At 58.2% G+C, this 13,610-nt stretch carries 15 protein-coding genes; 10 read left to right on the top strand and 5 right to left on the bottom strand.

Features of this window, described 5'->3' with window-relative positions; translation table 11 throughout:
- Positions 1-4 precede the first annotated feature (4 nt).
- Together yjiL and PGR09_RS21240 are read left to right on the top strand one after the other, a co-directional pair.
- Positions 5-772 (top strand): putative 2-hydroxyacyl-CoA dehydratase activator YjiL, encoded by a 768-nt coding sequence (yjiL, locus tag PGR09_RS21245; RefSeq protein ID WP_045395476.1) that lies wholly within the window; start codon positions 5-7, stop codon positions 770-772.
- Positions 769-1,023, top strand: coding sequence for a DUF3343 domain-containing protein (locus PGR09_RS21240; RefSeq protein WP_113374528.1), 255 nt, complete (start codon positions 769-771; stop codon positions 1,021-1,023). Before yjiL ends, PGR09_RS21240 begins: the two co-directional genes overlap by 4 nt.
- Here PGR09_RS21240 and PGR09_RS21235 read toward each other — a convergent pair.
- The 4 genes from PGR09_RS21235 to PGR09_RS21220 form a co-directional block, all read right to left on the bottom strand.
- Positions 1,020-2,084: a DUF2955 domain-containing protein gene (locus tag PGR09_RS21235; protein ID WP_045395472.1), complete on the bottom strand. Its 1,065-nt coding sequence runs from the start codon at positions 2,082-2,084 to the stop codon at positions 1,020-1,022. The two genes, PGR09_RS21240 and PGR09_RS21235, sit on opposite strands and share 4 nt — an antisense overlap.
- Entirely contained in the window at positions 2,074-3,141 is a 1,068-nt protein-coding gene (locus PGR09_RS21230) for an HlyD family secretion protein (protein ID WP_047043825.1), read from the bottom strand. The genes PGR09_RS21235 and PGR09_RS21230 overlap by 11 nt, the downstream gene beginning before the upstream one ends.
- 6 nt (positions 3,142-3,147) lie before the next feature.
- Positions 3,148-3,612: a MarR family winged helix-turn-helix transcriptional regulator gene (locus tag PGR09_RS21225; RefSeq protein ID WP_045395468.1), complete on the bottom strand. Its 465-nt coding sequence runs from the start codon at positions 3,610-3,612 to the stop codon at positions 3,148-3,150.
- A 148-nt stretch (positions 3,613-3,760) separates the two neighbouring features.
- A complete protein-coding gene (locus PGR09_RS21220) occupies positions 3,761-3,925 on the bottom strand; it encodes a DUF1127 domain-containing protein (protein WP_064571553.1) in 165 nt (54 codons plus the stop codon).
- 177 nt (positions 3,926-4,102) lie between these two features.
- Between PGR09_RS21220 and PGR09_RS21215 the strand changes: the two genes are divergently transcribed.
- Positions 4,103-5,515, top strand: coding sequence for a PLP-dependent aminotransferase family protein (locus PGR09_RS21215; protein WP_045395466.1), 1,413 nt, complete (start codon positions 4,103-4,105; stop codon positions 5,513-5,515).
- A gap of 100 nt (positions 5,516-5,615) precedes the next feature.
- On the opposite strand, the gene fosA is transcribed toward PGR09_RS21215, so the two are convergent.
- On the bottom strand, positions 5,616-6,035 hold the full coding sequence (gene fosA, locus PGR09_RS21210; RefSeq protein WP_047043824.1) for a FosA5 family fosfomycin resistance glutathione transferase: 420 nt from the start codon (positions 6,033-6,035) through the stop codon (positions 5,616-5,618).
- A gap of 179 nt (positions 6,036-6,214) precedes the next feature.
- On the opposite strand from fosA, the gene dagR reads away from it, so the two are divergent.
- The 7 genes from dagR to dagF all read left to right on the top strand — a co-directional run bounded on the left by dagR (position 6,215) and on the right by dagF (position 13,538).
- Complete coding sequence (gene dagR, locus PGR09_RS21205; protein ID WP_430916490.1) at positions 6,215-9,016, top strand: transcriptional regulator DagR; 2,802 nt, start codon at positions 6,215-6,217, stop codon at positions 9,014-9,016.
- A 119-nt stretch (positions 9,017-9,135) separates the two neighbouring features.
- A complete protein-coding gene (locus PGR09_RS21200) occupies positions 9,136-9,564 on the top strand; it encodes a PTS sugar transporter subunit IIA (RefSeq protein WP_020079721.1) in 429 nt (142 codons plus the stop codon).
- Between the two features lie 10 nt (positions 9,565-9,574).
- Positions 9,575-10,060: a PTS system mannose/fructose/N-acetylgalactosamine-transporter subunit IIB gene (locus PGR09_RS21195; RefSeq protein WP_015368462.1), complete on the top strand. Its 486-nt coding sequence runs from the start codon at positions 9,575-9,577 to the stop codon at positions 10,058-10,060.
- A 25-nt stretch (positions 10,061-10,085) separates the two neighbouring features.
- Positions 10,086-10,835: a PTS mannose/fructose/sorbose/N-acetylgalactosamine transporter subunit IIC gene (locus PGR09_RS21190; protein WP_015368463.1), complete on the top strand. Its 750-nt coding sequence runs from the start codon at positions 10,086-10,088 to the stop codon at positions 10,833-10,835.
- Positions 10,832-11,692: a PTS system mannose/fructose/sorbose family transporter subunit IID gene (locus PGR09_RS21185; RefSeq protein WP_161799897.1), complete on the top strand. Its 861-nt coding sequence runs from the start codon at positions 10,832-10,834 to the stop codon at positions 11,690-11,692. The genes PGR09_RS21190 and PGR09_RS21185 overlap by 4 nt, the downstream gene beginning before the upstream one ends.
- 3 nt (positions 11,693-11,695) lie before the next feature.
- A complete protein-coding gene (gene dgaE / locus PGR09_RS21180) occupies positions 11,696-12,805 on the top strand; it encodes a D-glucosaminate-6-phosphate ammonia lyase (protein ID WP_396279961.1) in 1,110 nt (369 codons plus the stop codon).
- Positions 12,792-13,538: a 2-dehydro-3-deoxy-phosphogluconate aldolase gene (dagF, locus tag PGR09_RS21175; RefSeq protein ID WP_430916489.1), complete on the top strand. Its 747-nt coding sequence runs from the start codon at positions 12,792-12,794 to the stop codon at positions 13,536-13,538. The genes dgaE and dagF overlap by 14 nt, the downstream gene beginning before the upstream one ends.
- The last annotated feature ends 72 nt before the right edge of the window (positions 13,539-13,610 follow it).

Below are 13,610 nucleotides of genomic sequence, written 5' to 3'. Positions count from 1 at the left end.
AAGCGTGATCTACTCGGTAGGTATTGATTCCGGCTCCACCGCTACCAAAGGTATCCTGCTGGCAGACGGCGCCATCGTGCGCCGTTTCCTCGGCCCGACGCCCTTTCGCCCAGCCGATGCCATTCACGAGGCCTGGGAGACGCTGCGCGCGGGCCTCGCGGCAACGCCTTTTTTAACCCTCACCGGCTATGGTCGCCAGTTGGTCGATTTCGCCGATAAACAAGTCACCGAGATTTCCTGTCACGGGCTCGGCGCGCGTCTGCTGGCGCCGAAAACCCGCACGGTAATTGATATCGGCGGCCAGGACAGCAAAGTCATTCAACTGGATGCGCAGGGCAATCTCAGCGACTTTCTGATGAATGACAAATGCGCCGCTGGTACCGGGCGCTTTCTGGAAGTGATTTCACGGACCCTCGGCGCCAGCGTCGAACAGCTTGACGCCATTACCGAAGGTGTAGAACCGCACGCCATCACCAGCATGTGTACGGTTTTTGCCGAATCGGAAGTCATCAGCCTGCGTTCCGCGGGGGTTGCCCCGGAGGCGATTCTGGCCGGGGTGATCAACGCCATGGCGCGGCGCAGCGCGAACTTTATTGGTCGTTTATCGGCGCAAGGACCGCTGCTGTTCACCGGCGGCGTCAGCCACTGCGCCGCCTTCGCCCGCATGCTGGAGACGCATCTCGGCATGCCGGTCGCGACCCATCCCGACGCCCAATTTGCCGGGGCGATCGGCGCGGCGCTGATCGGCCAGCGCCAGCGGAGGCGCGGATGAGCAAATATCTATTCTTATTCCATTCAACAGTGGGCGTCGTGCGGATGCGCAAAGCCCTGCAGGCGGCAGGGATAACCTTCGAGGTAAAGGATATTCCCCGCCAGCTGCGCAGCGGCTGCGGCCTGTGCGTATTGATTGAGGGGAGCGAAGAAGCGGCGCGAAGTTGGATAATCGCCGGGCATACTGCGGCGCTTTATCAGCAAAACGGGGAAGCGTGGCGCTGCATCGCCCGCTTCCCGCAGGAGGATTAATCGGTCACTACAAAACGCGTCGGCGCAAAACAGTTCAGTACCCGATGGACAAGGAACACCATGGTCAGCGTCGCCACCAGCGAGACCGTGACCGAAGTAATACGGTACAGGTCGCTGAACACCAGATCCTGATTCGGATGCAGGTTCTGGCCAAACATAATACCGATAGTAGTAATGCTGGCGAAACCCACGCCCGCGCCCACTTTTTCCATCACGTGCAGGCGGGCGCTAAAGGCCAGACCAAGACCAATCAGCGGCATCATCAGGATCATGTGGTTGCTGAAATCATAGATAATCAGCTGCACCACCAGAATGTACAGACAAGCCAGCACGACCCCCGCCACACGCCATATCGAGCTGATCACCGCGCCGCGATAGTGCATCGGAAACAGGATCAGCACCCCGGCCATCAGCGCCGATAGCGAATCGCTCAGATCGCAGATCTGAAAGATCACAAAGATAATGGTCGCGACCGTGCCGGAAAGCAGCGATTCATGGCGGATCCGCGCGGCGTCTTTCTCTATGCGCGGCGGCGGCTTACGCGGTTCGACATCCGGGATCAGGTAATGGAGCAATGCGCTCAGCGCCACCGCCATCACGCAGGCCTCCATATTGGAGAACATCAGCGTGTGCCAGTTGCTGGAGGGATAGCTCATAAAATTGAGCATCGTGCTCTGGCACACCACTCCCATCGACCCCAGCAAGAACAGCGGCCCCTGGCTCATAAAGCGAAAGCGCATCACATACAGACCAAAGACAACTAACGTCATTATCACCGGCCACTGCGACAGATAGCCGACGATGAGCACCATTTCGACGCAATTGACCGCCGCGCTGAACACAAACTGTCGGGCGACGTGACGGTTAAACACCGGCACCAGCGACATCAGCATCAGTGGATAAACGACGAAAAACACGCCGTACTGCACGTCGTAGAAAGTCGAAATACTCAGCGCGATGGTCCCGGCGACGGCAATGCGTACCGTCTGACGAAAATCATTGGCCGTGTAGACGATATTGCCGTGCGGGGTAAAGACGTGCGCCAGGGTGTTAATAGACATAGTGCAACCAGCTCACCAGGTGGATCTGCAGGCCGGCAAAGGTGCGGGCGAAGGGGCCGTCGCTATTGTACAACTGCACCGTAGCGCGAGCGCCGGTCGGCAGCGGCTTATCCAGCGGTTGATCCAGCGCGACGTGGATCCGCATGCGCTGGGCATCGCGCACCCAGCGGGTGGACTGCTCAGGCTGCGACAGTTGGCCATTCACCGCTTCCTGACCGGCAAGAATACCGGCGTCGCTGCTGGTCACGTGCGCCGGGAAGACTTTACCCGGCAGGGCATCGAACACTACCGCCGCATCGGTATTCACCGCCGTGTGGCGCAGGCTTTTTTCACGGAAGTCGGCGACGATATCGGTGTTGTTGTTAACCAGCGCCAGCACGGCGGTGGCGGCGGTGGCGTAAATTCCCGGATTAAGCTGCAGGTTGCTGACCATACCGTCGGTCTCGGCGCGAACCTGGGTCCAGCCGAGATTGAGCTGCGCCTCTTCCAGCGCGTTGCGGTATTTCTGCAGCGTTACGTTGCGCTTATCGTCGCGCTCACCGCGCTGGATCAACAGGTTCTGAATTTGCGCATTCAGGGCGCTGACCGATTGTTCGCTGGTCTGCCATGTCGTGCGCACCTTATCGAGATCCGATTGCGACACGTTTTGCATGGTGCTCAGGCGCTGGTAGCGGTCGAGGGTGACTTTGTCATTACGCGCGGTATATTGCGCGGTGCGCAGGTTGGCGCGAGCGGCGGCGATTTGCGCATCCAGCTGCTGGTTGCTCAGTTTGGCCTGTTCAAGGGCGATTTGCGCCGCTTCAACTTTATTAATGAATGGCGTGGGATCGAGCTCATACAGCAGCTCGCCCTTTTTCACCTGGCTATTGTTATGCACGTAGACGTGCGAGACGTAGCCGGAGACCCGCGACGAGACCGGAGTCACCACGCGCATCACGGTGGAGTCCGGGGTCAACGGGATCCAGATATCGGCAACGATAAACCAGGCGAATATCACCAGGAAAGCGGCAATACTTACCCTTACCCAGCGGGCAAATTTTTGTTCTGGCGTCATCATAGTGTTTTAGATCTTGTTATCTTCTTCGCGGATAATCCGCAAGTTACAGGCGATTTGATTTAACGTGGCGCTGAAGGTGTCGAGGTCCGCATCGGGGATGGTTTCCGTCACGCGCCGTTGATAGGTTTCAATCACGCGGTTCAGCTTTTCCAGGACTGTACGGCCTTCTACCGTCAGCGTAAGCAGACGAATGCGCTTGTCGTATGGCGATGTTGAGCGCAGTAGATACCCCTGCTTTTCCAGCTGCGTGAGAGTGCGCATCAGCGGCGGCAGTTCAATACCCTGCACTTCCGCCAGTTCGCTTACCGAGACGTTGCACCCCAGTTGATGCAGCTGCATCAGCACCGTCCAGCTTGACTGGGTCAGGCCGGTATCGGTAATGGCGCTGTCGATAATCGCGCGCCACTGGCGCACCACCATCGCCATGCGCATCCCCATCGGGCGGCGGGCAAACAGTTCGTCTTCGGTCATGTTACTTTCCTCACTTAGCTGTGGGGAAAATAATACTTATCATGGTAAGTATCAAGAAACGATGGGAGTAGAAGCATCAATTGATAAATTTTGTGAATGTAATTCCCCGGTAGCGCTGACGCTTACCGGGGCTACAAAAAAGCACTTTTTAATTGATCTGATCCCGGCGCAACCCGACATCTTTCAGCTGTTCGTCGCTCATTCGCTGCAATACTTTGCGCGTTTGCCCACGAAGCCACCATTTTCTAATTGCTCGCGCCAGAAATACCCAGCCGATAAACGGCTGTTTTGCCCGATTCTCGTGAAATTCCATCCTCTACCTCCTCGCCTTGCCAGAGGCTTTATCTTCACGGATCCGGGCCTGAACAATACAGATTCACAAAACACTTTTCTTTAACATACAGATTGGCTAAAACGTACACCATGCCCCATTTTTGACCGCCATCTGTACTGGTTTATCTATCTGTATGGCAATTACTAAGGATACAGCATGACCCGTTATCAACATCTGGCCAGCCTGCTGGCTGAGCGTATCGAACAAGGGCTGTATCGCCAGGGCGAAAAGTTGCCGTCGGTGCGCAGCCTGAGCCAGGAGCATGGCGTCAGCATCAGTACCGTTCAGCAGGCCTACCAGACGCTGGAACAGCAACAGCTGATCGTGCCGCAGCCGCGCTCCGGCTATTTCGTCGCCCCGCGTAAAGCTCAGGCGCCGGTACCGACGATGTCGCGCCCGGTGCAGCGCCCGGTGGAGATCACCCAGTGGGACCAGGTGTTGACCATGCTCGATGCGCGCAATGATAAATCGATCATTACCTTCGGCGGCGGTTCGCCGGACGTCACCCAGCCGAGCCTTAAGCCTATCTGGCGCGAACTGAGCCGGGCAATTCAGCATAACCTCAGCGAAGTGCTCAACTACGACGAGCTGGCCGGGCGTCGCGAACTGCGCGAACAGATCGCCCGCCTGATGCTCGACGGCGGATCGGTCGTCACCGCCGACGATCTGCTGATCACCAGCGGCTGCCACAGCGCATTATCGCTGGCGCTGCTGTCGGTGTGCCACCCCGGCGATATCGTCGCTGTCGAATCCCCCTGCTACTACGGCACCATGCAGATACTTCGCGGCCTGGGGCTGAAAGCCATTGAGATCCCAACCGATCCGGAATCCGGGATCAGCATCGAGGCCTTAGAGCTGGCGTTGGATCAGTGGCCAATCAAAGGGGTGATCCTGGTGCCTAACTGCAACAATCCGCTGGGATACATCATGCCTGACGCGCGCAAACGCGCGGTGCTGTCCCTTGCCCAGCGCCACGATATCGTGATTTTCGAAGATGATATTTACGGCGAGCTGGCGACGGAATACCCGCGCCCGCGTACGATTCATTCATGGGATATCGACGGTCGGGTGATACTTTGCAGCTCGTTTACCAAGACCATCGCCCCCGGCCTGCGCATCGGCTGGATTGCCCCCGGGCGCTACTACGATCGTCTGCTGCAGATGAAGTACGCCGCCAGCGGCACTAACGTCCCTTCAACCCAACTGGCGGCCTGTAACTTTATTCGCGAAGGCCATTACCACCGCCACGTGCGGCGGATGCGGCAGATCTATCAGCGTAATATGGAGATCTACACCTGCTGGCTGCGGGAGTTTTTCCCCTGCGGCATCTGCGTCACCCGGCCAAAAGGCGGCTTTATGCTGTGGGTCGAGCTGCCGGAACAGGTGGATATGGTCTGCGTCGCCAAGCAGCTGTGTCGACTGAAGATCCAGGTCGCGCCGGGATCGCTGTTTTCGGCATCGGGGAAATATCGCAACTGCTTAAGGATCAACTGCGCCCTGCCGCCGATCGAGAAGCATAAAGAGGTGATGGTCAAGCTGGGGGAAGCGGTGAAGGTGGCGATGGAGTGAGTCTTTGTCTGTTATCCCCGGTAGCGCTGACGCTTACCGGGGCTACAGGGCCGGTAGCCCGGAAAAGGCGCGGCATGCGCCGCCTCCGGGAGACTCTCCATCACTCGTCAAAAAACACCATCCCCTTATACGGCTGCTCGCGACAGGCGGCCAGGCGCTGGGCGAGGCTGCCAACATGTAGCTCCAGCTTGTGGCCGTCAGGGTCGAGGAAATAGTACGACTCGCCTTCGCTACGGTTTAGTTTCCATACCGCTACGCCAGCGACCTCAAGGCGGGCGGCAAAGCTGGCAAAATCCGCCTCGCTGATGCTAAAGGCATAATGGGTGTAGTCGCTCTCCTCCGGCGGAGTGACGCGCCGCTGCGGATCCAGCGACAGGCACAGCCACAGATCGCCGCAGGAAAGATACGCGCCGCTATCCCAGCGCGCGTGCAGCGTCATGCCAAGTAGCTGATGATAAAACGCCACGCTCGGCGCCAGCTGGCTGACCGCCAGGGTCAGATGATTTAATCCGCTCAACATATCTGTTCCTCCGGTGAGATGCGCTAACCATATCCAATCCCACCCTAAACCACCATTGTGGCAGTGAAAGGACACTCTGTAGATATCGTTAAGACCGCCAACTTCGCCCCCGGTCTCTTTCTGACGCCGCGTAATAGTGTATGTTCTCAACTATCGACATTGAACAACCCGGTAACGAGATGAGACGTATTGAGATAGTACTGCGGGAGCTGGAGAGGCTGAGCCAGGCCGTGACGCTGGAGGATTTAGCCAGGGGCTCGAACGCCTTCACCGCAGAGCAAATCGGCTTTAACCTCGGGCTGGCGCGCAACTCGGTGAGTAAAGATCTCAATCAGCTGTGGAGCGACGGGCTGGTGATTAAAACGCGCGGCCGCCCGGTGTTCTTTTTACATCGCCGGACGACGGAAACGCTGCTCGACCGTACGCTGACGGAAAGCGAACGCGAGCCGGCAACGCTCGCCGATCTCCTGCCGCAGCCGCAAGATCACAATGAGGCTGTCGATCCGTTCGCCATGCTGATCGGCCACGATCGCAGCCTGCACGATGCAGTGGAAAAAGGGAAAGCCGCGGTATTGTATCCCCACGGGCTGCACGTCCTGCTGACCGGCCCTTCCGGCGTGGGTAAAACCTTTTTTGCCGAACTGATGCACCGCTACGCCTGCGAGCATGGCGGTGAAAAACGGCCGCCGCTGGTCTACTTCAACTGCGCTGAATACGCCAACAACCCGGAGCTGCTGTCATCCCATCTCTTTGGCCACCGTCAGGGCGCCTTTACCGGGGCGACGGAAAACAAAAGCGGGCTAATCGAACAGGCCGACGGCGGCTATCTGCTGCTGGATGAAGTGCATCGCCTGCCCTATGAAGGGCAGGAAAAGCTCTTTTCGCTGCTGGATAAAGGCGAATATCGCCCGCTCGGCGCCAGTGGTCCGGCGCGCAATATCGCCGTACGTCTGATCTGCGCCACCACCGAGCCCGTCAGCTCATCGCTATTACGTACCTTTCAGCGGCGTATTCAGGTCGCTATCGATTTACCCGGCATCCGCCAGCGTTCAGTTGAAGAGCAGATCGAACTGATCATCGGTTTTTTACAACGCGAAAGTCGCAAAATCGAGCGCACGGTGAGTATCGATAAAACCTTGCTGCTGTGGCTGCTGAACAAGCCGCTGGAAGGCAACATCGGCCAGCTTAAAAGCGACATCCAGTTCTTGTGCGCCCAGGCATGGGCGTTGGGAATGGCGGCTAATAACGAGATACTGCTGCTGGACAGCAAACTGGCGGACGGCCCGATCAATGCCACGCCGGAGCAACGACAGCTGGTCGATGCGCTGTTTAACGGCCGTCCCCTGCTAAACATCGATGCCCGTACTCTTCCGCAGTTGAAAAGTTCAGCGGCCGATGACAGCGTCGAGGAGAGCGACCTGTTCTACAGCTTCCTGACCCGCGAGTACGTTAACCTGCGCAACAGCAACGTGCCGCCCGCCGAGACGCTGGCGATCCTTAAAAATAAGCTCAGCTCGATTTTTGAATATGGCCTCTACAGCCGCGATAACGCCAGCCACGCGCCACGCTATGGCGATCGGATTGAGGAGCGCGTGACCCTGCTTATCGGCTACGTTGAGCAGGTACTCGGCTTCGCCCTGCCGGAAAACCTGGTCAACCCGCTGCGTAAACACTTTCTCGCTCTCATCAGCTACGTACAACGCGGCCTGATCCCGCAGTTATACTCTTCGAGCCTGATCCTCGATCGCTGCAAAGATGAATACGATAATGCCACTCTGTTGTGCAAGAAGATCAACGACCTGCTGCATATCCAGTGTCCGGCCACCGAGGTGGTCTGGCTGTGCCTGTTCCTCAAAGAGTGCCGCCATTACCGCCAGCGCATCAGCGCCAGCCCGGACTGCGGGGCGATCCTCATTGCCCATGGCGCCACCACGGCCACCAGCATGGCGCAATACGTCAATCGGGTGCTGGAGCGCGAATTGTTCAACGCTATCGACATGCCGTTCGAACAATCGGTGCACGATACGCTGGAAAAGCTGATCCAGTTGATCCACAGCAAAGGCTGGCAGCGGCTGATCCTGATGGTCGACATCGGATCGCTGGTCCATTTCGGCAGCACCATCAGCAAACTGTTCCAGATCGATGTCCTGCTGATGCCGAATATCACCCTGACCAGCCTACTGGAGATCGGTCTCGATCTCAGCTACGAAACCGGCGACCTGCCGCGGTTGGTCAATCTGATGCAGGAAAAAGGCATCGCTAGCCAGCTGTGCACGCCGCAGCAGGAGAACGCCGGCAAGGTGCTGGTTATCTCCTGCATTACCGGCATGGGCACGGCGGAAAAAATCAAAAAGGTGCTGGAGGAGAGCTTTGGCGAGCTGATGTCGCAGGATACCCGGATGGTGATCCTCGATTACAACGAAGTTCGCAGCCCGGAGCGCCTGCAGCAGGCGATCAGGGCGCATGAACGGCTGGCGGGTATTGTCGGGACATTCCAGCCGGGGCTGCCCGATATCCCGTTTATCTCGCTGGAGGAGCTGTTTTCCGAGCAGGGGCCGGAGCTGGTGCTCAGCCTGCTGACCCCCGATCTGTCCAGCAGCGAGCGCCGTCTGGAGATGGAGCGCAGCGCTTCACGGTTTATCAGCGCCCTGACTATGGAAAGCATTATCAACCATATTTCGGTGCTCAATCCGCAGCGCATATTAAAAGAAATGGAAGGGATCCTGAATCAGCTCAGGAACACGCTGGCCATCGCGCCTAACCGCCAGGTGACACTACGCTTTCTGATCCACTGCTGCTGTATGGTCGAGCGTATCGTGATCAACCGTAAACCGTTACAGATGGCGCTGGAAACGCGGCCGGATATGGACGCTCAGGCGTTTAGTGTCATCAAATCGGCTTTCCATCCGGTTGAAGAGGCCTACGCCATCCGTTTATCCGATGCCGAGTACATTTATATCTACGAATTATTATTTAGTTAACGCCTGTTCTGGCGCGGCTTTGCGGCCCGCCAGCCTTTTCCTCTTCGGTAGATGACACAAATTGTGGCACGCGCTTTGCTCTTATTAGTGCGTCAACGATTCGGCGCCAGGAGGCCACTTTGTCATCCACTGAACCTACCACCCAGTTACCCCAGATTCTGCTGCTGACGCACGGCGGCTGGGGCACGCAACTTTGCGACAGCCTGCGCATGGTGACCGGCGAAATTGCCGGCGTCAGCGAAATCGCGCTTATGCCGGTCGATACCCTCGGCGAGTTTTATCAGCGCGTCGAAGCGGCCGTACAGGCGATGCCGGCAGGCTCGCTGATTTTGACCGATTTTCTCGGCGGCACCACCTCCAACGTCGCCGCGCGCTTGAGCGCGGATTATCCCATCGCCGTCGTCTGCGGGCTTAACGCCTCGCTACTGCTGGAAGCATTGGATCTGCGCGAGCAGGGTCCGCTCACCGGCTGCGTTGATGCGCTGGTCGAAGCCGGACGCAGCAGCTGCCGCGACGTTGTCGCTCACGTGAACCAGTTAACTTCTTAAGGAGCCCATCATGGCAAAAATCGTTTTATGTCGTATCGATAGCCGTCTTATCCACGGTCAGGTCGTCACCAAATGGGTCGGCCAGTCGCAGGCCAATCGTATCGCCGTGGTCAGCGACGAGCTGGATGCCGATCCGTTTATGAAAAATATCTATTTAATGGCCGCGCCGCCGAACATCAAAGTCGACTGTTACGGCAACGCCAGCTTCGCCGCCGCCTGGAAAGAGAATCAGCTCGGCGATGGCAATGTGCTGGTGCTATTCCCGTCGCTATCAGCCGTTCAGGAAGCCGTCCAGTTGGGCTTTGACGTGCAGACGATTCAGGTTGGCGGGCTGGGCGGCGGGCCGAACCGCAAGGCCGTATTCCAGAACATCACCCTTGATGAAAAAGATGTCGGCATCCTCGGCGCTCTGAAGGATAGCGGCATTCAGGTGTTCTTTCAGACCATCCCGGAAGATAAACCACAGTCACTGGACGACATCCTGAAAAAATTCTAACCAGTTGATAAAAAGGTAAAAAACTATGGATACCTTACTTTTTGCGAGCCTGATGGGGTTGTATTACTGGTTCGCCCGATTACGTTTAGGCTATACCTTCTCCGCCATGTTGCTGCAACCCGTGGTGATCGCAGTATTCGTCGGCCTGCTGCTGGGCGATATGAAAACCGCGATGATCATCGGCGCGGGTATGCAGCTGGTCTATCTTGGAGTGACCTCCACGCCGGGCGGCAACGTGCCGTCGGACCCGGCGCTGGCCGCCTGTATCGCCATTCCGATCGCCGTGAAGGCCGGGATGGAGCCCAACCTGGCGATCGCGCTGGCGATCCCGTTTGGCGTCATCGGGGTATTCCTCGATCAGCTGCGCCGTACGCTCAACGCCGCGTGGGTGCACATGGCCGACAAACACGCCGAAAGCGCCAACATGGCGGGCATCATGCGCTGCGCCTTTATCTATCCGGCGCTGCTGGGGCTGGTGCTGCGCTTCCCGGTGGTCTTCGCCGCCAACTACTTTGGCCAAAGCGTAGTGGAAAAATTCCTCAAACTGATGCCGCACTGGCTGACCCACTCCTTTGAAATTATGGGCGGTATCCTGCCGGCGCTGGGCTTTGCCATCACCATCATGGTGATCGGCAAAAAGAGCCTGCTGCCGTGGTTTATCGGCGGATTTTTCGCGGTGCTCTACCTGAAGGTGGACATCATGGCGATGGCGATTTTCGGTACCTGCGTCGCCTTCCTGATTAAAGGCCTGGCCAAAAATGAAGGAGCTGCATGATGAGTAGCGATGTAATGGAACATGAACTGGTTGAACGCGCCCGCGAAACCCAGGCGCTGAGCAAAGCCGATATCACCAAAGCCTGGCTGATTTACTGGCTGGGGGCGGAGGTATCCAGCTCCTACGAACGTCTGCAGAGCCTGATTTTCTGCGCCTCAATGACGCCCATTATCAAAAAGCTGTACCCGGAAAAAGAGGAGCAGGCCGAGGCGCTCAAACGCCACCTGAACTTCTTTAACTCGGAACAGACTTTCGGCTCGGTTATCCAGGGTATCTCCATCGCCATGGAAGAGCAGAAAACCCGCGGCGAGCCGATCAGCGACGCTTCAATCACCGGGATAAAAACCGGCCTGATGGGCCCGCTGGCCGGGATGGGCGACTCGATTATCTGGGCCGCGGTGATGCCGTTGCTGATTGCGATTTTCATCCCCTTCGCCGCCAGCGGCAGCGCGTTCGGCGGGATCGCCCCGCTGATCCTCTACCCGGCGATCACCATGGCGATAAGCTACGGACTGGTGCATAAAGGCTACACCCTCGGCCGTGACTCCATTATTGGCCTGCTGCAAGGGGGGCGAATTAAAGAATTGATTTACGGCGCCAACGTACTGGGTCTCATCATGATGGGCGCGCTGTCGGCAAGCTACGTCAAAATCACCACCCCGCTGAAAATCAGCGCGCTTAAAGGCTCGGAAGTGGTGGTCCAGCAGATCCTCGACTCGATAGCCCCCGGTCTGCTGCCGCTGGCGGCGGTGTTCGCTATCTATTTCTACTTACTGAAAAAAGGGCCGCGCTACACCACCATTTTACTGTCGATAGTCGCTATCAGCATCGTCTGCTCGCTGTTGGGAGTGCTGTAAATCATGAACGGCAATATCTACCAGCAACTGGGCTTAAAACGGGTGATTAACGCCTGCGGCAAAATGACCATCCTCGGCGTGTCCGCCGTCGACCCGCAAGTGATGCAGGCCACCGCGCAGGCGGCGGGAGCCTTCGTCGAAATCGATAAATTAACCGACCGCGCGGGCGAACTGGTTTCCGCCCACACCGGCGCGGAAGACAGCTATATCACCTCCTGCGCCTCCGCCGGTATCGCCATCGCCGTCGCGGCGGCGATCACCCGCGGCGAGCCGGAAAAGGTGGCGCAGATGCCGGACAGCAGCCAGTGGCCGAACGAGATAGTGATACTGCGCGGGCATAATGTCGATTACGGCGCACCAATCACCAGCGCTATCCGCCTCGGCGGCGGGCGCATTGTCGAAGTCGGTTCCAGCAATCTGGCGGCACGCTGGCAGCTGGAGAGCGCGGTGAACGCACGCACGGCGGCGCTACTGTATGTGAAATCCCACCATTGCGTGCAAAAAGGGATGCTCGGTATTGACGATTTCGTGCAGGTCGCCCGCCAGCATAATCTGCCGCTGATCGTCGATGCCGCCGCCGAAGAAGACTTGCGCCAGTGGGTCGCCAGCGGCGCGGACATGGTTATCTACAGCGGGGCAAAAGCCTTTAACGCCCCAACCTCAGGCTTTATTAGCGGCAAGCGCAACTGGATCGCCGCTTGTAAAGCCCAGCACCACGGCATCGCGCGGGCGATGAAAATCGGCAAAGAGAATATGGTCGGTCTCGTTTACGCGCTGGACCGTTACCGGACGGCGGCACCGGCGCCCGACGCCGCCGCGCTGCGCCCGTACGCCGAAACGATATCCGCGCTACGCGGCCTGCGCGCCGTAATCGAGCAGGATGAAGCCGGGCGCGCCATCTGGCGCATTCGGGTCAGCGTCGACGCCAATGAACTGGGACTGAGCGCCCGTGAGGTTGAAGCCCAGCTACGCGGCGGCGATATCGCTATTTACGCCCGCCGCTACTATCTGCATGAGGGTCATTTTAGCCTTGACCCTCGCACCGTCGGAGAAGGAGAAATGTCGCTCATCGTCACGCGCTTACAGGAGATTACGCAGCATGCAGCGGATTAACTTTTATCGCCAGCGGGTGGCGATTAACGTGCTGGCGAAGGACATCGCCAACGCCCGGGAAATCTATGAAGCCGCTGAAGGGCACGCGGTGATTGGCGTACTCTCGGCGCAATTTACCAGCGTCGAACAAGGCGTTGCAGAAGTGCGCCGCTGGATGGCGGAAGTGCCTTCTATTTCCGTCGGTCTCGGCGCCGGCGATCCGGCACAGTTTTACAAAGCGGCAATGATCGCCGCGCAGGTCCACCCCGCTCACGTCAACCAGACCTTCACCGGCAGCGGCTTTGCCGCCGGGGCGCTGGCGGCGACCGGCGGCCAGCAAACCTTTATTAATGCGCTGGTCAGCCCCAGCGGCACGCCCGGTGAAGTACGCATCTCCACCGGCGTGCACAGCGCCCAGGGCATTCCGGCCCAGGTATCCTGCGATGCGGCGGTCAGAATGATGCAGGATATGGGCGCGCATGCGGCTAAATTTTTCCCGATGGGCGGCGAAAAGTCGCTGGCGGAGCTGAAAGCGCTCGCCCAAAGCGCGGTAGAAAACGGTATGACGCTGATTGAGCCCACCGGGGGCATCGATCTCGATAACTTTGCGCTGATTCTACAAACCTGCCTGCAGGCCGGCGTCGCGCAGGTCATGCCGCATATTTATAGTTCCATTATCGATCCGCAAAGCGGCAATACCCGCCCGCAAGATGTCCATGCTCTGATGAACATCGTCAAGGAACTGGTCGATTAATCCCCCCGCGCGTGCGGTGTAGGCCACTATTACCGCACGCGCTAACTCCCTGATCTGCTGAAGGTCACTGTC

It is taken from the genome of Klebsiella sp. 141251, from assembly GCF_050600725.1.
GTDB classification, from domain to species: Bacteria; Pseudomonadota; Gammaproteobacteria; order Enterobacterales; family Enterobacteriaceae; genus Klebsiella; species Klebsiella aerogenes.
This window is presented reverse-complemented; position numbering and strand designations above follow the sequence as displayed.